At 64.6% G+C, this 20,918-nt stretch carries 14 protein-coding genes; 2 read left to right on the top strand and 12 right to left on the bottom strand.

Annotation, left to right across the window (positions count from 1 at the left end; genetic code table 11):
- Positions 1-46: 46 nt before the first annotated feature.
- A complete protein-coding gene (locus PFLCHA0_RS16340) occupies positions 47-424 on the top strand; it encodes a response regulator (RefSeq protein ID WP_011061530.1) in 378 nt (125 codons plus the stop codon).
- A gap of 10 nt (positions 425-434) precedes the next feature.
- Here PFLCHA0_RS16340 and PFLCHA0_RS16335 read toward each other — a convergent pair whose 3' ends face one another.
- The 12 genes from PFLCHA0_RS16335 to PFLCHA0_RS16280 all read right to left on the bottom strand — a co-directional run bounded on the left by PFLCHA0_RS16335 (position 435) and on the right by PFLCHA0_RS16280 (position 19,515).
- Positions 435-2,105 carry an ATP-binding protein gene (locus PFLCHA0_RS16335; protein WP_015635783.1) on the bottom strand — a complete coding sequence of 557 codons (1,671 nt, stop codon included), beginning with the start codon at positions 2,103-2,105 and terminating at the stop codon, positions 435-437.
- Positions 2,102-3,604: an ATPase domain-containing protein gene (locus tag PFLCHA0_RS16330; RefSeq protein WP_015635782.1), complete on the bottom strand. Its 1,503-nt coding sequence runs from the start codon at positions 3,602-3,604 to the stop codon at positions 2,102-2,104. Before PFLCHA0_RS16330 ends, PFLCHA0_RS16335 begins: the two co-directional genes overlap by 4 nt.
- Before the next feature lie 369 nt (positions 3,605-3,973).
- Complete coding sequence (locus PFLCHA0_RS16325) at positions 3,974-5,029, bottom strand: tetratricopeptide repeat protein (RefSeq protein WP_015635781.1); 1,056 nt, start codon at positions 5,027-5,029, stop codon at positions 3,974-3,976.
- Between the two features lie 74 nt (positions 5,030-5,103).
- The gene (locus PFLCHA0_RS16320) at positions 5,104-6,003 is read right to left on the bottom strand and encodes a bestrophin family protein (RefSeq protein WP_011061526.1); all 900 of its coding nucleotides are present in this window, start codon (positions 6,001-6,003) and stop codon (positions 5,104-5,106) included.
- Between the two features lie 323 nt (positions 6,004-6,326).
- A complete protein-coding gene (locus PFLCHA0_RS16315; RefSeq protein ID WP_011061525.1) occupies positions 6,327-7,748 on the bottom strand; it encodes an efflux transporter outer membrane subunit in 1,422 nt (473 codons plus the stop codon).
- Complete coding sequence (locus PFLCHA0_RS16310) at positions 7,745-10,924, bottom strand: efflux RND transporter permease subunit (protein WP_011061524.1); 3,180 nt, start codon at positions 10,922-10,924, stop codon at positions 7,745-7,747. Before PFLCHA0_RS16310 ends, PFLCHA0_RS16315 begins: the two co-directional genes overlap by 4 nt.
- A 15-nt stretch (positions 10,925-10,939) precedes the next feature.
- Positions 10,940-12,187 carry a multidrug efflux RND transporter periplasmic adaptor subunit MexE gene (gene mexE / locus PFLCHA0_RS16305; RefSeq protein ID WP_011061523.1) on the bottom strand — a complete coding sequence of 416 codons (1,248 nt, stop codon included), beginning with the start codon at positions 12,185-12,187 and terminating at the stop codon, positions 10,940-10,942.
- Between the two features lie 391 nt (positions 12,188-12,578).
- Positions 12,579-13,493, bottom strand: a complete 915-nt coding sequence (gene fdhE, locus PFLCHA0_RS16300) for a formate dehydrogenase accessory protein FdhE (RefSeq protein ID WP_015635779.1) — start codon at positions 13,491-13,493, stop codon at positions 12,579-12,581.
- Positions 13,490-14,122, bottom strand: coding sequence for a formate dehydrogenase subunit gamma (locus PFLCHA0_RS16295; protein WP_015635778.1), 633 nt, complete (start codon positions 14,120-14,122; stop codon positions 13,490-13,492). The genes fdhE and PFLCHA0_RS16295 overlap by 4 nt, the downstream gene beginning before the upstream one ends.
- Positions 14,122-15,003: a formate dehydrogenase subunit beta gene (gene fdxH, locus PFLCHA0_RS16290; RefSeq protein ID WP_015635777.1), complete on the bottom strand. Its 882-nt coding sequence runs from the start codon at positions 15,001-15,003 to the stop codon at positions 14,122-14,124. The genes PFLCHA0_RS16295 and fdxH overlap by 1 nt, the downstream gene beginning before the upstream one ends.
- A 13-nt stretch (positions 15,004-15,016) precedes the next feature.
- Positions 15,017-18,067 carry a formate dehydrogenase-N subunit alpha gene (gene fdnG / locus PFLCHA0_RS16285; protein WP_015635776.1) on the bottom strand — a complete coding sequence of 1,017 codons (3,051 nt, stop codon included), beginning with the start codon at positions 18,065-18,067 and terminating at the stop codon, positions 15,017-15,019.
- Positions 18,068-18,600: 533 nt separating this feature from the next.
- On the bottom strand, positions 18,601-19,515 hold the full coding sequence (locus tag PFLCHA0_RS16280; RefSeq protein WP_011061517.1) for a LysR family transcriptional regulator: 915 nt from the start codon (positions 19,513-19,515) through the stop codon (positions 18,601-18,603).
- A 269-nt stretch (positions 19,516-19,784) separates the two neighbouring features.
- Between PFLCHA0_RS16280 and PFLCHA0_RS16275 the strand changes: the two genes are divergently transcribed.
- Positions 19,785-20,807 carry a zinc-dependent alcohol dehydrogenase family protein gene (locus PFLCHA0_RS16275; protein ID WP_011061516.1) on the top strand — a complete coding sequence of 341 codons (1,023 nt, stop codon included), beginning with the start codon at positions 19,785-19,787 and terminating at the stop codon, positions 20,805-20,807.
- The last annotated feature ends 111 nt before the right edge of the window (positions 20,808-20,918 follow it).

The following is a 20,918-nucleotide window of genomic DNA, read 5'->3' as shown; positions in this document are numbered from 1 at the left end:
GACCCAATGGTCGTAACAGCAGCAATTGACCGAGCAAAGGTTTTCCATGAGTGAAGATGCACAAGACGTCGTACTGATCGTCGAAGATGAACCAGTGATCCTGATGCTTCTGGCCGACTACCTGTCGGGCCTGGGATACCGGGTGCTGCAGGCCGAGAATGGCGAGCAGGCGTTCGAGATTCTCGCCAGCAAGCCGCACCTGGACGTGATGATCACCGATTACCGCCTGCCGGGCGGGATCACCGGGGTGATGATCGCCGAGCCCGCCGTGAAGCTGCGTCCGGATCTGAAGGTGATTTTCATCAGCGGCTACCCCAACGAAATCCTCGAATGCGGCAGCCCCATCACCCGCAAGGCGCCGATCCTGGCCAAGCCCTTCGACCTCAACAGCCTGCAGGAACAGATCCAGCAATTGCTGGCCTGAAGCCCGGCTATCAGTCGCGGATCATTTCCCGCACCTTGGCGGTCAGCAGGTCGAAGGTGAACGGCTTGGTGATCAGTTGCATGCCGGGTTCGAGAAAGCCACCACGGGCCGCCGCGTGCTCGGCGTAGCCGGTGATGAACAGGACCTTGAGCTCCGGGCGGATCTGCCGCCCGATTTCCGCCAGTTGCCGGCCATTCATGCCCGGCAGCCCGACATCGCTGATCAGCAGGTCGATGCGCTGCGCCGAGTCGAGGATCGGCATGGCGCTGCGGGCATCGCCGGCTTCGACAAAGGCGTAGCCCAGTTCGCTGAGCACCGCACAGACCAGCACCCGCACCGCCGGGTCGTCCTCGACGATCAGCACGGTTTCACCGTTCTGCGCATTGGGCGGTTGTTGCACCAGAGGGTGTTCGGCCTGCTCCAGGTCGCCGACAAAACGCGGCAGGTACAGGCTGACCTCGGTACCCCGGCCCAGGGTGCTGTTGAGGGTCACATGGCCGCGGGACTGCTTACTGAAGCCGTAGATCATCGACAGCCCCAGCCCTGTGCCCTGGCCGATGGGCTTGGTGGTGAAGAACGGATCGAACACGCGGTTGATGATCGCCTCGGGCATGCCGCAGCCGTTGTCGCTGACTCGCAGCAGCACGTAGTCCCCCGGCTTGAGGTTGTCGTGGGCCTGGGCGAAGTCCGGGGCCAGGCGCTGGTTGAGGGTTTCCACCAGCAGCCGGCCGCCGTTGGGCATGGCGTCCCGGGCGTTGAGCACCAGGTTGAGCAGGGCGCTTTCCAGTTGGTTGGGGTCGGCTTCGGCCACCCATAGCTGCGGGTCCAGGCGCATGTCCAGCTCGATGCTTTCGCTGAGGCTGCGTTGCAGCAGCTCGCCCATGGAGGTCACCAGGGCGTTCATCTCCACCGGCTTGGAGTCCAGCGACTGGCGCCTGGAGAAGGCCAGCAGGCGGTGGGTCAGGCCGGCGGCGCGGTTGGCCGAGGTCACCCCCAGGTCGATCAGGCTGTCCAGGTCCTCGGTGCGGCCCCGGGCCAGGCGCCGGCGCAACAGCTCCAGGCTGCCGATGATGCCGGTGAGCATGTTGTTGAAGTCGTGGGCGATGCCGCCGGTGAGTTGCCCCACGGCTTCCATCTTCTGTGACTGGCGCAGGGCTTCTTCGTTGTGCCGCAGTTGTGCGGTGCGTTCTTCCACCTGCTGTTCCAGGGTCTCCAGGGTGCGTTGCAGGCGCAGTTCGCTCTGGCTCAGGTCGATCAGCCGGTCGCGGGCGTCGTACTGCCGGCGCCTGCCCCGCAGGGCGGCGCTGACCAGGCTGATCAGGGTCGCCGGGTGGAAGGGCCGTTCCAGAAAGCTGACGTTGCCCAGGGGCTCGCTGAAGCGCGATGCCGGGTTCTGCTCGGGGCCGCCGTGCTGGGTCAGCAGCACGATGGGCAGGTCCGACCACGCCGGTTGCTGTTCCAGGTGGCGCAGCAGGGGCTCCAGGTCGACCCCGCGCAAGGCTTCGGCGGCGATGATCGCCAGCCCGGCGCCGTGCTCCAGCTGCTCGCACAGGGCGGGCAGGTGCGGGGTGATCAGGCTGCTGAAGCCGGCCTCCTTGAGCATCATCTGCGCCAGTTGGCTGTCACGCCCGTGGGGCGTGAGCACCAGAGCCCGTTCGGAAAAGTCCAGGTCGGGGCTCATTGGCCCTCATCCCTGAGCAGGGGTTTGCTCTCGCCCAGGTAAGTGGGTACGCCCCGCAGCACGCCCTGGAAGGCTTCCAGGGGCTCGCCTATGGTCAGGCCACGAGCGCTAATGCGGTATTCACGAATGGTCGACTCGTGGCTGCCGGTGCGTTTCTTGATGATGGAAATGGCCCGGCGCACCTTGCCCAGGGCCTCGAAGTAACGCAGCAGGATCACGGTGTCGGCCAGGTAGGTGATGTCCACCGGGGCCTGCATGTCGCCCACCAGGCCATGCTGGGCCACTGTCATGAAGGTGGCGGCGCCCTGGCGGTTGAGGTACAGCAGCAATTCGTGCATGTGCAGCACCAAGGCATTTTCCTCGGGCATCGCTGCCTGGTAGCCGTTGATGCTGTCGATCACCACGGTCTTGATCCGCTCCTGGTCGACGCAGCGTCGCACCCGGTAGGACAGCTCCCCCGGCGAGAGCTCGGCGGCGTCCACCTGTTCGATGATCAGGTTGCCGCTGGCCTGCAGCGCCTTGAGGTCGATGCCCATGTTGCGCATGCGCTCGAACAGCAGCCCCAGCTCCTCATCGAAGATGAACAGCGCGGCTTTCTCTCCCCTGGCTACGGCGGCCGCTGCGAAGATCATCGAGATCAGCGATTTGCCGGTGCCGGCGGGGCCGAGGATCAGGGTGCTGGAGCCGGTCTCGATGCCGCCCCCCAGCAGCGCGTCCATCTCGGTGATGCCGCTGGTCAGGGTCAGGCGCTGGTATTGACCGCGGTGCTCGGCGGCCACCAGGCGCGGAAACACCTGGACCCCGTCGCCCATGATGGTGAAGTCATGGAAGCCGCCGCGGTACTTCTGGCCGCGGTATTTCACCACCCGGATGCGCCGGCGTTCGGCGCCGTAGCTGGGGGTCAGTTCTTCCAGGCGGATCACCCCATGGGCCACGCTGTGCACGGTCTTGTCCAGGGATTCGGTGGTCAGGTCGTCCAGCAGCAGGACGGTGGCGTCATAGCGCACGAAGTAGTGCTTGATCGCCAGGATCTGCCGCCGGTAGCGCAGGGAGCTTTGCGCCAGCAGGCGGATTTCCGAAAGGCTGTCGAGCACCACCCGGGTCGGCTTGACCCGCTCCACCACTTCGAAGATCTGCCGCGTGGCTTCCCCCAGCTCCAGGTCCGAGGAGTACAGCAGGCTTTGCTGGTGCTCGGCGTTGAGCAGGCTTTCCGGCGGGATCAGCTCGAAGATGTGGATGTTCTCATCCAGTTGCCAGCCGTGGGATTGCGCGCCCTGGCGCAACTCGCGCTCGGTTTCCGAGAGGGTGATGTACAGGCAGCGCTCGCCGGCGGCGGCGCCGGCCCGCAGAAAATGCAAGGCCACGGTGGTCTTGCCGGTACCGGGTTCGCCTTCCAGCAGGAACACATGGCTACGTGACAATCCGCCGGAGAGAATATCGTCCAGGCCTTCGATGCCGGTGGCGGCTTTTTCGCTGAGCAACGCAGATGAGGTCGACAAACAATGCCCTCGCAAATAGGTCCAAGTGATCGGCGACGGCGTCGAGCACCTTGATATCGCTGATAAATCACTTGACCGCCTGCCGCTGGCACGGTTCAACCTTTTGTCGCCGTGGAGCCGCTGCTGAGCACAGCAGGCGCAGGGGGGGCAAGGGTGCCAAAGGTTCGGCTGGGGATTGCCAGGCAAGGCCCTGCGGGCCTTTTCGCAGCCTCGCAGGCTCGGCAGCGGCTACAGGTTTTGTGCTGGCTCTTGTAGCCGCTGGCGCAGGCTGCGAACGGCTTGGGCGGCATTGCGACGCAGCAGGCGCGGGGGGGGCTCAAGGGCGCCAAAGGTTTGGCTGGGGATCGCGAGGCAAGGCCCGGGGGGCGGCTACAGGCCCTGCTGCAGGGCCGGGTCGTCGGGGTTCTGCTGTTCCAGCTGGGCCAGCAGGACCTGGACGTTCTGCAACTGGCCGCTTTCCTTCCAGTAGCTGATCAGCAGCACCCGCGCCTTGCGGTTGTAGGGCTGGCGCTGGACGATTTCCTCCAGTTGCTTCTGCGCCGCTTCCAGCTCCTGTTCGCTGTGCAGGGTGGTGGCCAGGTCGTAGCGGTAGGCGGCGTTGTTAGGCTCCAGTTCCACCGCCCGGGACAAGCCGAGCAGGGCGAACTCGCCCTGGCCATGGTGCAGCAGCCAGAGCCCCAGGGCATGTTGCAGGTAGGCCGAATCCTGCTGTGCCTGCAACTGCTTGGCCAGCAATTGGCGGGCGGCATCGCTCTGGCCCTGCTTGTCCAGCACTTCGATCTGCAGCACCACTGCCTGCAGGTTGTCCGGGGCCAGGCGCAGGGCCTGTTCCAGGGTCTGCTGGGCCTTGATCAGGTCGGCATTGTGCAGGTACAGGCGAGCCAGCTGGTACTGGGCCTCGACGTTGTCGCCGCGGGTCTTGAGCACTTGGGTGTATTCGTCGATCACCTGCTGCAACGGGCCGAAGTACAGGCCCTGGTCGTCGGGGCTCAGGCCCAGCAGGGCGTCCACCGTGGCGAAGCGCACGCTCTGTTCGTGATCGTCCAGCAACGGCCCCAGCAGCAGGCTGCGCTGGCCACTGGGCACCAGGCCGAGCACGCTCTTGATCGCCGCTTTGCGCACCTCGGCAGAAGGGTGATAGAGGTCGGCGTCCGCCAGTTTCAATGCCTGGGGGCTGGGGTAGTTGGCCAGCACTGCCAGCAGGCGGATGCGCTGCTGGTCGTCGAGGTCGGGCCGGCCCAACTGCTGGTAGAGCACGCGCGCCGCGCCAGGCTGGCCGTTGCGGGCTTTTTCCAGTGCCGCGCTGTAGCCATGCTTGATGGCCTCGGGAACCTGCGGCGGGCTGCTGCGCAGAAAGCTCCAGGCCAGGGCCAGGACGACGACGGTAAGCAGGCTGATCAGCAGGTAGCGGCGGGGCTGGGACATGCAGGAATCCGGAAGCTGGCGACTTTTGGAAGGCGCAAGCTTCGGTCAGGAACCGGCTTGAGTCAAACCCCGGTTCAGGTCAGCACGTACTCCTGCGGCTCCAGCAGCGGCGGCAGCTCGGTTTGCCCCAGCGCCGCCAGGACTTCGCGCTCCAGGCCGCGCAATAGAGCGCTGCACGGCAGGTCGTTGTCGTCATAGCCGAAAGGGTCTTCGAGGTCGTCGCCGATCTCGTCCAGGCCCAGGAAGGTGTAGCTGACAATGGCGGTGAAGATCGGCGTCAGCCAGCCCAGGGGCTCGGCCATGGCGAACGGCAGGAGGATGCAGAACAGGTAGATGGTGCGGTGCAGCAGCAGGGTGTAGGGGAAGGGCAGCGGGGTGTTCTGGATCCGCTCGCAGGCGGCCTGCACCAGGCTCAGGCTGACCAGCCGGGTTTCCAGCTGGGTGTAGCGCCATTCGCTGATGAGCCCCTGCTGGGCCCACTGCGAGCAGCGCTGGCCGATGCGTTGCAACTGCGCGTCGGTGAGGTTCGGGTGGCCGGGGTCGAGGCTGGCCTGGGCCCAGGGGCGCAGGGCGGCGGCCTCGTCTTCATGGCGCAGGCGGGCGATCAGGCTGTGGGCAAAGCCGCACAGGTCGCGCAGCATGCCCTCGCGCTCGGGGTGGCCGTCGATGATCAGGCTTTCACGGATCAGCGAACGCACCTCGATGATCAACTGCCCCAATTGCTTGCGGCCTTCCCACCAGCGGTCGTAGCAGGCGTTGTTGCGAAAACTCATGAAGATCGACAGCGACAGCCCCAGCAGGGTGAAGGGCGTGGCGTTGACCTTGGAGAAATAGCTCGGTTGCAGGGTTTCCACCAGCACGATCACCGAGGCCAGCAGTGTGACCAGTACGCAGCGCAGGGCAATGCGCTTGGCAATCGAGCCCTTGAGGGCGAAGAGGATGCCGATCAGGTTCGGCTTGGGGCGGACAATCATGGGGGCGGAGGCCAGGGCGATTACGCGGCGAGTGAAGAGTAGGAGCGCGCTGTGGGGCTGTCCAATCGCAATGGCCAACCACATGATCGACGGCCTCTATCAACGGGCTTGGGGTGGGCGGTGTTCTGGCGGGCGCCTTCGCTGGCAAGCCAGCTCCTACCGGGGCCATGTATTCGGGGCCATGCGTTGCGCGGGCTCTTTTAGGAGCCGGCTTGCCGGCGAAGAGACCCTTGAGCCGGGCAAAAAAAAGCCCCGCGACCGAATGATCCACGGGGCCAAACATTGGTTGGTTGCGGCCAACCAAAGGAGCTCGTTGCAAATCCTTACTTGCTGGCTACCGTCTCCGGTTGCCAGCCACCACCCAGGGCCTTGTAGATGGCGACGATGCCGCGGTACAGGTCGACTTCGGCCTGGGCCTGGGAGTCTTCGGCGGCCAGGCGTTCACGCTGGGCATCGAGCAGCACCAGGAAGTCCACGGTGCCTTCGCGGTAGCGGATCTCGGCCAGGTCCGCGGCGGCGCGGCTGGATTCGCTCTGGCGAATCAGGGAGATCAGCCGTTGCTGGCGCTTGCCGTAGTCGCTGAAGGCGTTTTCCGATTCCTCCAGGGCCAGCAGCACCTGCTGCTCGTAGCTGGCCAGGGCGCCGTCGGCATTGGCGTCGGCGCCGCGCAGGCGGGCTCGCACACTGCCCAGGTCGAAGGCCGCCCAGGTGATGCTCGGGCCCAGGGCCCAGGCATTGGCCGCCGAGGAGCCGATCTGCGAACCGCGCCCGGCAGTGAAGCCGAGGAAGCCGCTGAGGCTGACCCGTGGGAACAGGTCGGCCTTGGCCACGCCGATGCGCGCGGTGGCCGCTGCCAGCTTGCGTTCGGCGCTGAGAATGTCCGGCCGGCGTTGCAGCAGCTCGCCCGGGTCGCCAATCGGCAGGGCCTTGGCAATGGCCGGCAGCTGCGCCGGCGACAGGTCGACGCTGAGCTTGTCCGGGCGTTCACCCAGCAGGGTGGCGATGCGGTTGCGCTGGCGGGTCTGCTCGGCCTGCAACTGCGGCACGCTGGCTTCCACCGAAGCCAGGCGGGCGTCGGCGCGGACCACATCGAGCTGGTCGCCGACCCCGGCGTCGCGCAGGCTTTCGGTGATCTTGCGCGACTCCTGCTGGTTGTCCAGGTTGGCCAGGGCGATCTTTTCCCGCAGCTGTGCGCCGCGCAACTGGCCGTAGGCGTCCACCAGCTCGGCGATCATGGTCACCTGCAGTTGGTAGAGGTCGGCCTCGGCGGCCTGCTGGTCGGCGTCGGTGGCTTCCAGGTTGCGCTGGATGCGGCCGAACAGGTCCAGCTCCCAGGCCATGTCCAGGCCCAGGTCGTAGCGCTCGCTGTTCACTCGCTTGGTGGTCTGGCCGGGGATCTGCCCCTTGGCCAGGTCGCTGCTGGCGCGGCTGGTGATGGTGGGCATGGCGTCATTGCTGGCGTCATCGCGAATCGCCCGGGCGGCCCGCAGGCGGGCGAAGGCCACCCGCAGTTCACGGTTGCCCTGCAACGATTTGCTCACCAGCTGGTTGAGAGTCGGGTCATCGAACTGCTGCCACCAGATGCCTTCGAAGCGTGCGCGGTCGAAGTTCTTCTGGCCCGCAGCGCCATCGGTGGCGGCGCTGATGTGCGCCGCCTCGGTGGTTGGAGTCTGGTAGTCCGGACCGACGGCGCAGGCACTCAGGGCCAGCACCAGCAGGCTCGGCAGGAAGACTTTGGAACTCATTGTTGCGCCTCCAGTTGCAGAGCACGGGCGGCTTTGCGCGCCTCGCTGCGCTCCACGTAGTTGCGGATCAGTACATAGAACACCGGAGTCAGCAGCAGGCCGAAGAAGGTCACCCCGAGCATCCCGGAGAACACCGCGACACCCATGGCATGACGCATTTCCGCACCGGCGCCGCTGGAGATCACCAGGGGCACCACGCCCATGATGAAGGCGAAGGAGGTCATCAGGATCGGCCGCAGACGCAGGCGGCAGGCTTCCAGCACCGCGGCCAGCGGGTCGAGGCCTTCCTCTTGCTTGTCCTTGGCAAACTCGACGATCAGGATCGCGTTCTTGCAGGCCAGGCCCACCAGAACGATCAGGCCGATCTGGGTGAAGATGTTGTTGTCGCCCCCGGAGACGATCACCCCGGTAATGGCCGACAGCAGGGTCATGGGCACGATCAGGATCACCGCCAGTGGCAGGCTCCAGCTTTCGTACTGAGCGGCCAGCACCAGGAAGGCCAGCAGCACGCAGAGCGGGAAGACGAACAGCGCGGTGTTACCGGCCAGGATCTGCTGGTAGGTCAGCTCGGTCCATTCGTAGGTCATGCCGTTGGGCAGTTCTTCCTTGAGCAGTTTCTCGATCGCCGCTTCCGCTTGCCCGGAGCTGTAGCCCGGGGCCGCTGCGCCGTTGATTTCCGCGGTGACGAAGCCGTTGTAGTGCATCACGCGGTCGGGACCTGCGGTGTCGCTGACCTTGATGAAGGTCGCCAGGGGGATCATCTCGCCCTTGTTGTTGCGCACTTTCAGCTGGCCGATCTGCTCGGGCTCGAGACGGAACTGCTGCTCGGCCTGGACGTTGACCTGGTAGGTGCGGCCAAAGCGGTTGAAGTCGTTGGCATACAGCGAACCCAGGTAGATCTGCAGGGTGTCGAAGATGTCGGAGATCGCCACGCCGTGGGTCTTGGCCTTTTCCCGGTCGATGGCAGCATCCACCTGGGGCACGTTGACCTGGTAGCTGGTGAACAGCCCGGCCAGTTCCGGCACGCTGCGGCTCTTGGTGATGACGTTCTGCACTTCCTTGTACAGCTCGTCGTAGCCCAGGCCGCTGCGGTCCTCCACCTGCAGGCGGAAGCCGCCGATGGTTCCCAGGCCCTGTACCGGCGGCGGTGGGAAGATCGCCATGTAGGCGTCCTGGATATCCGCGTACTTGCCGTTCAGGGCACCGGCGATGGCACCGGCGGACATGCTCGGGTCCTTGCGCTCATCGAAGGGCTTCAAGGTGACGAAGACGATGCCGTTGTTCGGGCTGTTGGTGAAGCCGTTGATCGAAAGGCCAGGGAAGGCCACCGCACTTTCCACGCCGGGCTGCTTCAGGGCGATGTCGGACATGCGCTTGATCACGTCTTCGGTGCGGTCCAGGCTGGCGGCGTCCGGCAGTTGGGCGAAGGCCACCAGGTACTGCTTGTCCTGGGCCGGGACGAAACCGGTCGGGGTGTGGGCGAAGCCGAACCAGGTCAGCACCATCAGGCCTGCATAGAGGAACAGGGCGATGCCGCTGCCGCGGATGACCCGGCGTACGGTGCCGACATAACCATGGCTGGCGCGATCGAAGAAGCGGTTGAAGGGTTTGAACAGCCAGCCCCCCAGCAGCTTGTCGAGGATCTTCGAGAAGCGGTCCTTGGGCGCATGGTGTTCCTTGAGCAGTACCGCGGCCAGGGCCGGCGACAGGGTCAGGGAGTTGAAGGCCGAGATCACCGTGGAGATGGCGATGGTCAGGGCGAACTGCTTGTAGAACTGCCCGGTCAGGCCACTGATGAAGGCCGCCGGTACGAACACCGCACACAGCACCAGGGCGGTGGCGATGATCGGGCCGGTCACTTCACGCATGGCACGCTTGGTGGCTTCCACCGGGTTCAGGCCCAGGCCGATGTTACGTTCGACGTTCTCCACCACCACGATGGCGTCGTCCACCACGATGCCGATGGCCAGCACCAGGCCGAACAGCGACAGGGCATTGAGCGAGAAACCGAACAGGTGCATCACCGCGAAGGTGCCGATCAGCGACACCGGTACGGCCACCAGCGGGATGATCGAGGCACGCCAGGTCTGCAGGAACAGGATCACCACCAGCACTACCAGGATCAGGGCTTCGAACAGGGTGTGCACCACCGCTTCGATGGAGCCGCGGACGAAGATGGTCGGGTCGTAGACGATGCTGAAGTCCATGCCTTGCGGGAAGCTCTGCTTGAGTTCGGCCATCTTGGCCCGCACTTCATTGGAGATCTCGATGGCGTTGGAGCCCGGGCGCTGGAAGATCGGGATCGCCACCGCCGGCTGGTTGTTGAGCAGGGAACGCAAAGCGTACTGGCTCGACCCCAGCTCGATGCGGGCGATGTCCTTCAGGCGGGTGATCTCACCGTCCTCACCGGAGCGGATGATGATGTTCTCGAACTCTTCCTCGGTGACCAGGCGGCCCTGGGTGTTGACCGATAGCTGGAAGCTGGTGGCGGTGGGCGCAGGCGGCGCGCCCAGGGCACCGGCGGCGACCTGGCGGTTCTGCTCACGAATGGCGGTGACCACGTCGGTGGCGGTCAGGTTGCGCGAAGCGGTCTTGTTCGGATCCAGCCAGACCCGCAGCGAGTAGTCGCCCATGCCGAACAGCTGCACATCCCCCACGCCACCCAGGCGCGCCAGCTCATCCTTGATGTTGAGCAGGGCGTAGTTGGACAGGTAGAGCATGTCGTAGCGTTTGTCCGGCGAGGTCAGGTGGACCACCATGGTCAGGTCCGGAGAGGCCTTGTCCACGGTAATACCGATGCGCGTCACTTCTTCGGGCAGCTTGGGCTGGGTACGGGTCACGCGGTTCTGTACCTGCACCTGGGCGTTGTCCAGGTCGGTGCCCAGGGCGAAGGTGATGGTCAGGGTGATCTTGCCGTCAGCGGTGGATTGCGAGGACATGTAGAGCATGTTCTCGACCCCGGTGATCGCCTGTTCCAGGGGCGCGGCCACGGTTTCACCGATGACTTTCGGGTTGGCCCCCGGGAAGTTGGCGCGCACCACCACGGTGGGCGGCACCACTTCCGGGTATTCGCTGATGGGCAACTGGAACAGCGAGATGGCGCCGGCGATCAGGATCAGCAGCGACAGCACCGCGGCGAAGATCGGCCTTGAAATGAAGAACTGGGAAAAATTCATCTTGAGAGTCGTCCCTTAACCGCGCGGTGTCGCAGCGGCGAGTTTCACAGCCGGAGCCGCCTTGGCAGGGGTGACCTGCGGCAGGTTGCTGGCTTCCAGTGCTTGGCGTTGTTGGGCCAGGGCGGCGAGGGTTTCCTTGCTGGCCATGGGGATCACTTCAGGCGTGACCGGTGCGCCGGGACGTGCCCGCTGCAAGCCCTTGACGATGATGGTGTCGTCCTTGCTCAGACCGTTGCGCACGATGCGCAGGCCTTCGATCTTCGGCCCCAGTTCCACGGCGCGGTAGGCCGGTTTGTTGTCGGCGTCCATCACCAGCACGAACTTCTTGCCCAGGTCGGTGCCCACGGCTTCGTCGTTGATCAGCATCGCCGAGTAGGTGCCACTGCCCACCAGTTTCAGGCGCGCATAGAGGCCCGGGGTGTAGCTGCCGTCGCTGTTGTCGAACACCGCGCGGCCACGGATGGTGCCGGTCTTGGGGTTGACCTGGTTGTCGACGAAGTTCATCTGCCCCAGGTGCGGGTGGCCTTCTTCATTGGACAGGCCCAGGTACACCGGGGTGGTCTGGCCGCGCTGGCCCTGGCGGGCGAGCTGGGTGTACTTGAGGTACACGCGCTCGTCGGCGTCGAAGTAGGCGTAGACCTTGTCGGTGGAGACCAGGCTGGTGAGCGGGGTGACATCGGCGGTCACCAGGTTGCCGGCGGTGATCTGCGCGCGGCTGACCCGGCCGCTGATGGGCGCCACCACCCGGGTGAAACTCAGGTTGAGCTTGGCCACGTCCAACTGGGCCTGGATCGCATCGACCCCGGCCCGGGCTTCCTGGGCGGCGCTGGTGCGGGTGTCGGCCAGCTCGGCGGAAATCGCGTTGCTGGTCAGCAGGCGCTGGCCGCGCTGGGCTTCGTTGGCACTGCGGGTCGCGGTGGCCCGAGCCTGTTGCAGCTGGGCTTCGAGGCGGCGTACTTCAGCCTGGAAAGGCCGTGGGTCGATCTGGAACAGCAGGTCGCCTTTCTTCACCAGGGCGCCTTCGGTGAAGGCCACCTGATCGATCTGGCCCGAGACCCGAGGTCGGATCTCCACGGTTTCCGGGGCTTCCAGGCGCCCGGTGAATTCATCCCATTCGTTGACCGGCTGTTCCAGTACCTTGGCCACGCTGACTTTGGCAGCGGGCGGGGCGGAGGCGGTCTCAGGGGCTTTGCCGCACGCGCTCATCACCAGCACGGCGAGAACGGCGAGTGGAAAACGTAGGAGTTTGACTGACTGGTCCATGGTGCATCCGCCACTGTATTTGAGATGGGCGGATGATGCTCGGCAGGGTTGTATCTCACGAATCGAATGAAGCGAAGGTAACTATCATTCGGAATGATATAAGCGCCAAGCAAGCCCTCTAGCATGCACCTTTCGTTAGGCTGCTATCAATTCCCTGGCGTGCAATTAGTTATTGCGGCTGACGCAACATTGGCCGGTGCTACCGGAGTCGACTGGCCCGCGAAAAGGGCCTTTCGACGCCCGGGTGCTTTCGTTGGCAAGCCCATTTCTACGAGGCTTTTGGGTGCTGGGATCACCGATTCCTCCGATATCAGTTGCTGTCCAGCCTGGGGCTGGGGCAGCGCAGACCTTCGAGCTAGCCGCTTCGGTGGATTTCTCGGGCCGCCAGACGTCATGCCTGGCCGGGAAACAGGAACGGGTTGATGCTGCTTCGCGCGAAGCCTTCAGCCTCAAGCCCGGCATCCAGGGCCAAGGACGCGAGATCGTCGGCCACCGGCTCCAGCCTCTGATCGTGTGGGTAATAGAACACCTTCAGGTAGCTCTGGCAGTCTCCACAGCTCTCGGCCTTGACCGCGCTGTCCTGGTGCTCCAGCGACCAGTAGTGCAGTTGGCCGGTGCCTTCGCAGTTGCTGCATTTTGCTCGCACCATGTGCCAGCGGCTCTCGCATAATCCGCAGTGCAGGTAACGCAGGCCGGCGCGCTTGCCGCTGAGGATCACGCTGGCCACCGGCGCGCTGCAGCACACCGGGCAATGCTGGCGCTGTTCTCCCACCTGGGCCTGGGCAGTCACCGGCAGGGCGCTGGCCAGTTGGCTGAAATACAGGCTCAGGGCCGCCCAGAAAAACAGCGCCTGGCCGCTGTCTACCTGAAGGTAATGCCCCAGCAGCAACTGCTCGGCACAGGCTTCACGCTGCTCGGCGGGCATGCCGCCGATGGCGTCCAGGGCCTTGGTCAGCGGGGCGCTGGCGTCCCTGCGCAGGTGCTCGATCAGTTGCTCAAGGGCCGCTTGCCAATAGGCCGAGCGCGGCAGGCGCTGCACATCCAGCGGCGCGCCATCACCGATCCGCGCCACCAGCGCCTGCAACTCCTCGGCCGCCACCGGCGAACGCTCGAATATCGCCTGTTGCGCCTCGGCCACCCGCGCGGCAAACCGCAGGTAGTCGGCCTGCTCGTGACCTTCGGCCAGTTGCCGCAGGCGCGCTGCGCGCCGGCTGAAGTGCTGGCGCAGGTCCGGCAGCAACAAGGCGCTGATTTCTTCCACGCCGCCACTGGTGGGCTCCAGTGGGGTTAGCTTGATGCTGCTCATTTCTTCTCACTCTTGGAAATCTGCTGGTACCAGCGGTCATGGTGCGAGCGGGCCCAACTGCGCGATACGTAGCCGGTGACCATGCCGCGGATCGAACCCTTGACCCAGAACGCCAGGTAGGCGTGACCGATGATCAGCAGCATCAGCGAGATCCCGGCCAGGGCATGGGTGAGCAGGGCGATGCGAATCAGGGGAATGCTGAAGTACTGGGCGAACCACGGCCGCCAGATCACCACGCCGCTGAGCAGCAACAGGCTGATCAGGCCCATGATTCCCCAGAACAGGATCTTCTGCCCGGCGTTGTACTTGCCAATCTGCAGCGGTTGGCTGTGGTCCCCCGAGAGCACCGTCTTGAGGTTGCGAAACCAGATCGCGTCCTGGCGTTCCGGCAGGTTGTGCTTCACAAAACGCACGAACAGGAACATCAGCAGCAGGAACACCACCGTTCCCAGAAACGGGTGCAGGATGCGCGCCAGCTGCGGTGTGCCGAACACGCCGTTGAGCCAGTTCAGCGACGGGAAGAACCACGACAGCCCCGACAACGCCACCATGAAGAAGCAGATGACCATGAACCAGTGGCTGGCGCGCTCGATAAAGCGGGTACGCAGGATCAGCTTGTTCTTGTTCATCACGGGTTCTCCTTGAGGTCTTCTTCGACTTCGTTCGGGCCGACGCCGATGTAGTGGAATACCGTACCGGCCAAGGTGGCGAAGAAAGCCACGGCGGCCGCCGGCTTGAGCCAGCCTTTCCAGCCTTCGATCGCGCTGCTGATGCGCGGGTCAGGGTTGAGCTTGTGGTACAGCTGCGGCTGGTCGGCGTGTTGCAGCACGTAGAACACATGGGTTCCGCCCACCGCTTGCGGGTCGTAGATCCCCGCGCCGGCAAAGCCGCGGCCCTGCAGTTCGGTGACCCGTTCTGCGGCCTGCACCAGCATGTCGGCCTTGCTGCCGAAGTTGATCGCCCCGGTGGGGCAGGTCTTCACGCAAGCCGGCTCCTGGCCCACCGTGACCCGGTCAACGCACAGGGTGCACTTGTAAGCCTTGTTGTCCTTCTTGCTGATGCGCGGCACGTCGAACGGGCAGCCGGCGACGCAGTAGCCGCAACCTATGCAGTGCTCGGACTGGAAGTCGACGATGCCGTTGGCGTACTGGATGATCGCTCCCGGTTGCGGGCAGGCTTTCAGGCAGCCAGGGTCGGCACAGTGCATGCAGCCGTCCTTGCGGATCAGCCATTCGAGCTTGCCGGCTTCGTTCTCGTGCTCGTCGAAACGCATCAGGGTCCAGGTGTCGGCGCTGAGGTCGGCGGGGTTGTCGTAGACCCCGACGTTGTGGCCGACTTCGTCGCGCAGGTCGTTCCATTCGTTGCACGCCACCTGGCACGCCTTGCAGCCGATGCAGATGCTGACGTCGATCAGCTTGGCCACTTCGGCCTGGTGATCGCGGGCCCGCGGCGCCGGGGTGAAGGCGTTGGTGGCCGAACGGCGGATGATGTCTTGGGATTGCATGGACATGTCAGTTGCTCCGTCAGGCCTTTTCCACGTTCACCAGGAACGCTTTGTATTCCGGGGTGTTGGTGTTGGAATCGCCGACGCCCGGGGTCAGGGTATTGGCCAGGAAGCCCTTGCGGGTTGCACCTTCGTAGCCCCAGTGGCAAGGAATGCCGATGGTATCGACCGGCTGGCCGTCGATCTGCAGGCGGCGGATGCGTTTGGTCACCACCGCCTTGGCCTTGATGTAGCCGCGCTTGGTGCTGACGCGCACCAGGTCGCCCTGGACGATGCCTTTTTCCTGGGCCAGCACTTCGCCAATCTCGATGAACTGTTCCGGCTGGATAATCGCGTTGAGCCGGGAGTGCTTGGTCCAGTGGCGGAACAGTTCAGTGATCGAATAGGTAGTGGCCACGTAGGGGAATTCCTCGCGGCTGCCCATGCGCGTTCGGTCACTGTCGTACAGCCGCGCCGTGGGGCTCTTGCTGACGTTGGGGTGCAGCGGGTTGTGCGCCAGCGGGCTTTCGGTGGGCTCGTAGTGCTCGGGAAACGGGCCGTCGTTCATGGCGCCCACCGAGAACAGCCGGCCCAGGCCCTCGGGGAGCATGATGAACGGGTTGGCCTGGGTGCCCGGCGCCAGGTTGACCGGGAAGTCCGGCACATCGATGCCGCTCCAGCGACTGCCGTCCCAGCCGATGATCTTGCGTTGCGCATCCCAGGGGTTGCCTTGCGGGTCGGCCGATGCGCGGTTGTAGAGAATCCGCCGGTTCTGCGGCCAGGCCCAGGCCCAGCCCGGGGTGCAGCCCAGGCCGCTGTCGGCGTTGTCGCGACGGGCCATCTGGTTGCCGGCCTCGGTCCAGGAACCGGCGAATATCCAGTTGAAGCAGGCGGTGCTGCCGTCGTCGCGCAGTTGGCCGAAGTTGTCCAGCAACTGGCCCTTGCGCAGGATCAGGTTGCCCTGGTCATCACGCACGTCGGCCAGGGCGTAGCCGTTGGATTGCTTGGCCACTTCCTCGGGAGCGGGGTCGTAGGGGTCGCGGTAGTCCCAGGCCATATTCAGCACCTGCTCGGGGCAGGCGCCGCCTTCGCCGCGGTACAGCTCGCGTAGTTTCATGAACAGGTGGCCGAGGATCTTGCCGTCGTGCCAGGCCTCGCCGGGTGGCGCAGCGCCGGCCCAGTGCCACTGCAGCCAGCGCCCGGAGTTGACGATCGAGCCGTTTTCCTCGGCAAAGCAGCTCGAGGGCAGGCGGAACACTTCGGTCTGGATCTGCGCCGGGTCGACATCGTTGGACTCGCCGTGGTTCTGCCAGAAGCTCGAAGTCTCGGTGGCCAGCGGGTCGATGATCACCAGGAACTTGAGCTTGGCCAGCGCCGCGGCGGCCTTGTTCTTGTCCGGGAAGGCGGCAATCGGGTTGAAGCCCTGGGCGATGTAGCCGTTGACCTTGCCTTCATACATGCGGTTGGAGAAGTTCAGTACGTCGTAGCTCTCGTCCCACTTGGGCAGCCAGTCGAAGCCCCATTGATTGTCACGGGTGGCCTTGTCGCCGTACAGGCTCTTCATCAGGCTGATAAAGAACTTGGGGGTGTTCTGGTAGTAGTTGACCTGGCCGGGCAGTTGGGCGTTTGGGGTCGTTTCCTTGAGGTAGGTCGCCAGGCTGGCCTGGTTGTCGGACGGCAGGTTCATGTAGCCCGGCAGGCGCTGCGAGAGCAGGCCAAGGTCGGTGTAGCCCTGGATATTGGAGTGCCCGCGCAGAGCATTGACGCCGCCGCCAGCCATGCCGATGTTGCCCAGCAGCAGCTGGATCATGCCCGAGCCGCGGATCATCTGGGCGCCGGTGGTGTGGTGTGTCCAGCCCAGGGCATAGAGGAAGGTCGCGGTCTTGTCCGGCACGCTGGTGCTGGCCATGATCTCGCAAATCTCCAGGAAGTCGGCCTGGGGCGTACCGCAGATCTGGCTGACCCGCTCCGGGGTGTAGCGGCTGACATGCTGCTTGAGCAGGTTGAGCACGCAGCGCGGGTGGCTCAGGCTCAGGTCGCGGCGGGCGTGACCTTGTTCGTCCAGCTCGTAGGCCCAGGAGCTGCGGTCGTAGCGCCGAGCCTTGGCGTCGTAGCCGCTGAACAGGCCGTCATCGAAGCGGTAGTCGCTGCGCACGATCAACGAGGCGTTGGTGTAGGCGCGCACGTATTCATGCTGGATGCGATCGTTGCTGAGCAGGTAGTTGACCATGCCCATGAGGAAGGTCACGTCGGAACCGGCGCGCACCGGCGAGTAGATATCCGCCACCGCGGCGCTGCGGTTGAAGCGCGGATCCACCACGATGACCTTGGCGCCATTGCGGATCTTGGCCTCGATCACCCACTTGAACCCCACCGGATGCGCCTCGGCCGGGTTGCCGCCCATGATCAGCACCACGTTGGCGTTCTTGATGTCGACCCAGTTGTTGGTCATGGCGCCACGGCCGAAGGTCGGGGCCAGCGCCGAGACCGTCGGCGCGTGGCAGACCCGGGCCTGGCTGTCGGTGCCGAGGATGCCCAGGGCGCGGGTGAAGCGCTGGTCGAGCGAGCCGGTCTCGCTGCTGGCGGCCGACGAGCAGAGCATGCCGGTGGACAGCCAGCGATTGACCGTGACGCCCTTGGCGTTTTTCTCGATGAAGTTGGCGTCGCGGTCGTCCTTCATCAACCGCGCGATGCGTTCGATGGCGTAATCCCAGCTGACCCGCTGCCATTGGTCCGAGCCCGGGGCGCGGTACTCGGGGTACAGCAAGCGTTGCTCACTGTGGATGTAGTCGACCAGGCCGGCGCCTTTGGGGCACAGCGAGCCGCGGCTCACCGGGTGGTCAGGGTCGCCTTCGATATGGAAGATCCGCGCCTTGGCGTTCTTTGCGCCATCGCCCAGGCTGTACATCAGGATGCCGCAACCGACCGAGCAGTAGGTGCAGTTGTTGCGGGTTTCCCTGGCGCGCAGCAGTTTGTACTGGCGCGACTGGCTGGCATTGGCCGTGGTGGGCGCGAAGCCCAGGGATACGGCGGTGGTGGCCACGGCACCGGCTGTACAAAGTTTAAAGAACTGTCTTCTGCCAAGTGTCATGACGCATTCCTTATGCAGGCATTTTTCAATCACGGGTGATCAGGCAAGGTGGCAAGGGCCACTCTTTTAATGGGGGGCACAACGCGTGTGGAATAGAACGGCAAGTCTTGTGCTGATTCTGCTGTGTGCCGGCGATTTTATGGGCCGCTTGCGTAGGCGGCTAATAGGCTGGGTCGATGGTTTGATAGGTCTTGTCGATGAAGGTGCTGAACGCTTCGAATAACCCGTCGAAGTATTGATCTGGATCAAAAAATGGCCGCCAAAACAGACTGTTGGCGTTACGCAATACGACCAAAGTCACTGCCGGGCACGACTAAAGTTTTCTCGGGGCGGGTGGTGAAAGGGCTCAAGGCGTGGGGGTGGGGTTGGCCGTCTGCTCGACGGCATCGCCGGCAGACCCCTTGAGGGGCAGGGCAGGTGCGGGACCCTGCTGGGCAGGACAGGGCAGAGCATCTGTCCAAGGGGGCCCTACGTGGTACAGGGCCGCGGAGTCTGGGGGCGTTTCGGTAGATCAGTGAGCCGTTGGGGACGGCTCAGAGGCTGTCGGGGTCGCCGAAGAACATCTGAATCCGCGAACGCAACCAGCGCTCCCCTGGATCGTTGTCCTGTGAGCCACGCCAGGCCATGTGCAGCTCAAAACTGCGCACCGGCAGTGGCGGATCTTCGGCGCGTACGCCGCCGGCGGCAGTGAGGGCGTCGGCGGTGTAGTCGGGCACGGTGGCAAGGATGTCGGTGCCGGCCAGCAGGGTGCTCAGGCCGTTGAATTGCGGTACGGCGAGCACGACGTGGCGCTTGCGTCCGAGCTTCTCCAGCTCCTCATCGATGAACCCGCTCAGGTCCCCGGCGAACGACACCAGGGCGTGGGGGCGGGCGCAGAAGTCGTCCAGGGTCAGGGGGCCGGGCACGGTGTCGGCCCGCAGCAGTTTGGGCAGGCTGCGGCGCAGGACCTTGCGCTTGGCGTTTGCCGGCAGGTCGGCGGTGTAGCTGACGCCGATGGAGATTTCGCCGGAGGCCAGCAGCGCGGGCATCAGCAGATAGTTGGCGCGGCGTACCACCAGCACGATGCCCGGGGCTTCGGCGCGCAGGCGTTTGAGCAGCATCGGCAGCAGGGCGAATTCCACGTCGTCGGAAAGACCGATACGGAATACGGCGGTGCTGGTGGCCGGGTCGAATTCGGCGGCGCGGCTGACGGCGGTGGAGATCGAATCCAGGGCCGGCGAGAGCAGGGCGAAGATTTCCACTGCCCGGGCCGAGGGTTCCATGCTGCGCCCGGTGCGCACGAACAGCGGGTCGTCGAACAGGTTGCGCAGGCGCGACAGGGCTGCACTGATGGCCGGCTGGCCGAGGAACAGCTTCTCGGCGGCGCGGGTCACACTGCGTTCGTGCATCAGTGTTTCGAATACGATCAACAGATTCAGGTCGACACGACGCAGGTCATTACGATTCATCTGGAGTCCTGGCAGAGTCAGCGAGCTTGACGGGAGCGACCATATCGGAACAATGGCCGGCGTGAATCTTACGGGGAAAGGCTGGTACTCTGCATCGGCTAAATGTTGTTTGTTTGTAGCCGGGCAAGGTTCGAGCACGCTGTACGCCCCGATTTTCAAGGGCACGAAATCAATGCCAGGCATGTCGACTATTAATAGGCACTGATAGTCTTGCTTGCAAAGCCCGGATAAAGTTCGCGGCATTAGAGGTTAATTTGACGAGGTTTGCGATGTCCCGCACGATTCGTTTTCACAAGTTTGGACCGGCCGAGGTGCTCAAATGCGAAGAGCATGCGGCCTCGTTGCCTGCGCCAGGCGAAGTGCAGGTACGAGTCGAAGCCATCGGTATCAGCTGGTATGACGTGCTCTGGCGGCAGAACCTGGCGTCGTCCCATGCGCGCCTGCCCTCGGGCCTGGGGCACGAAATGGCCGGTGTGGTCACGGCCGTGGGCGAGGGCGTCGACGACCTGGCGGTAGGTGACAAGGTGGCGAGTTTTCCCGCCGAAAGCCCCAACGATTACCCGGTGTATGGCGAGCTGATCGTCCTGCCGCGTTCGGCCCTGACCCGTTATCCCGATGTTCTCAGCCCGATCGAGGCTGCTGTTCATTACACGCCGCTGCTGATCGCCTATTTCGCCTACGCCGACCTGGCGCGGGTCAAGCCGGGGCAGTTTGCCCTGGTCACGGACGCCAGCCATTGTGCCGGGCCGTCCTTTGTCCAGTTGGGCAAGGCCCTGGGTGTGCGGGTGATTGCCGCGACCAAGACCGCTGAAGAGCGTGAATACCTGCTGTCCCTGGGTGCCGAGAAGGTGATTGTCACCGAGGAACAGGACCTGCTGATGCAGATCAACAAGCTCACCGACAACCGCGGCGTCGACGTGGTGTTCGACGGCCTGGGCGGCCCGCAGATGTCCATGCTCGGCGATGTCCTGGCGCCCCGTGGCAGCCTGGTGCTCTATGGCCTGCAAGGCGGCAACCAGACGCCGTTCCCGGCCTGCGCGGCGTTCCAGAAGAACATCCAGTTCTTCGTCCATTGCATCGGCAACTTCACTGGCAAGCCGGAGCTGGGAATTGTTCAGGATCAGGTCGCGCTGCAGCGTGCGTTGCGCGACATCAACCAGCTCACCGCGGACCGGGTGCTGCTCCCCCTGAAGACCCGGGTATTCGCGTTCAACGAGTTTGTCGAGGCGCACCGCTACATGGATGAATGCCCATGCCGCGAACGGGTCGCGCTTCAGGTCGAACCGGTCTGATCCCAACGCCAGGCAAAGCCTGGCGTTTTTTATTGTCTCGATTTGCCGGCCCTTGCGCCGGCTTTTTAGTTTTTCCCCTGACAGTCCTTTTGCCGGCAAGCCGGCTGCTGC

Origin of the sequence: Pseudomonas protegens CHA0 (assembly GCF_000397205.1) — a bacterium.
GTDB classification, from domain to species: domain Bacteria; phylum Pseudomonadota; class Gammaproteobacteria; order Pseudomonadales; family Pseudomonadaceae; genus Aquipseudomonas; species Aquipseudomonas protegens.
The sequence above is the reverse complement of the archived record's forward strand: the minus strand, read 5'-3'. Positions and strand labels throughout refer to the sequence as shown.

What these genes read in the sequence shown, in the direction of transcription:
- PFLCHA0_RS16335 (WP_015635783.1), bottom strand. Translation starts at nt 2,105, where the DNA reads ATGAGCCCCGACCTGGACTTTTCCGAACGGGCTCTGGTGCTCACGCCC.
- PFLCHA0_RS16280 (WP_011061517.1), bottom strand. Translation starts at nt 19,515, where the DNA reads ATGAATCGTAATGACCTGCGTCGTGTCGACCTGAATCTGTTGATCGTA.
- fdnG (WP_015635776.1), bottom strand. Translation starts at nt 18,067, where the DNA reads ATGACACTTGGCAGAAGACAGTTCTTTAAACTTTGTACAGCCGGTGCC.
- PFLCHA0_RS16275 (WP_011061516.1), top strand. Translation starts at nt 19,785, where the DNA reads ATGTCCCGCACGATTCGTTTTCACAAGTTTGGACCGGCCGAGGTGCTC.
- PFLCHA0_RS16310 (WP_011061524.1), bottom strand. Translation starts at nt 10,924, where the DNA reads ATGAATTTTTCCCAGTTCTTCATTTCAAGGCCGATCTTCGCCGCGGTG.
- PFLCHA0_RS16320 (WP_011061526.1), bottom strand. Translation starts at nt 6,003, where the DNA reads ATGATTGTCCGCCCCAAGCCGAACCTGATCGGCATCCTCTTCGCCCTC.
- PFLCHA0_RS16295 (WP_015635778.1), bottom strand. Translation starts at nt 14,122, where the DNA reads ATGAACAAGAACAAGCTGATCCTGCGTACCCGCTTTATCGAGCGCGCC.
- fdxH (WP_015635777.1), bottom strand. Translation starts at nt 15,003, where the DNA reads ATGTCCATGCAATCCCAAGACATCATCCGCCGTTCGGCCACCAACGCC.
- PFLCHA0_RS16315 (WP_011061525.1), bottom strand. Translation starts at nt 7,748, where the DNA reads ATGAGTTCCAAAGTCTTCCTGCCGAGCCTGCTGGTGCTGGCCCTGAGT.
- fdhE (WP_015635779.1), bottom strand. Translation starts at nt 13,493, where the DNA reads ATGAGCAGCATCAAGCTAACCCCACTGGAGCCCACCAGTGGCGGCGTG.
- mexE (WP_011061523.1), bottom strand. Translation starts at nt 12,187, where the DNA reads ATGGACCAGTCAGTCAAACTCCTACGTTTTCCACTCGCCGTTCTCGCC.
- PFLCHA0_RS16325 (WP_015635781.1), bottom strand. Translation starts at nt 5,029, where the DNA reads ATGTCCCAGCCCCGCCGCTACCTGCTGATCAGCCTGCTTACCGTCGTC.
- PFLCHA0_RS16340 (WP_011061530.1), top strand. Translation starts at nt 47, where the DNA reads ATGAGTGAAGATGCACAAGACGTCGTACTGATCGTCGAAGATGAACCA.